Here is a 500-nt window from a genome sequence, read left to right as displayed (position 1 = left end):
GTAACCAAGACGAGTTTTGAATGAGTTTTCGCCGCCATCTAGGTAGTTAAGTGCCCACTCACCACGAGCGTCTGCAGTAAAGCCATTACCTAGATCCTGAGTTGCTGTGAAGTTGATACGTGGAGAGTTTGTGCCTACGTCAGTATCACCTTGCTCTGAACCGTTCAGGTTAACAGACACATGGCCACCAATAGAGAACGTAGTGCCATCGTTATTGTAAAGTTCCACTGCTACTGCTTGAGTACCGAATGTTGCAGCTGCGATTGCTGCCGCTAGGAATTTTTTGTTCATTTATTAAGTCCATGTATTTATTAGTCGGTTAGTCGATTTGCACCTTGAGCATTTGGATTTATGTACGAATAAACGCCAAATGCTTCGGGTGTATACAAAGGCTTTTTGGGGCATCTTTTCCGCCAAAACTGAATTACCTTTGCGCAACAACTGCCGCCACTTTATTTGAAGACTCTTCGGCAACCGAGTGAAAAATTATAAGAAATCGA

At 43.6% G+C, this 500-nt stretch carries 1 pseudogene; it reads right to left on the bottom strand.

Going from position 1 to position 500, the window contains the following annotated elements:
* A pseudogene (locus tag R7040_RS30540) lies at positions 1–291 on the bottom strand (porin); the annotation flags it as partial.
* Between the last annotated feature and the right edge of the window lie 209 nt (positions 292–500).

The organism is Vibrio sp. 1069 (assembly GCF_033340555.1).
This window is presented reverse-complemented; position numbering and strand designations above follow the sequence as displayed.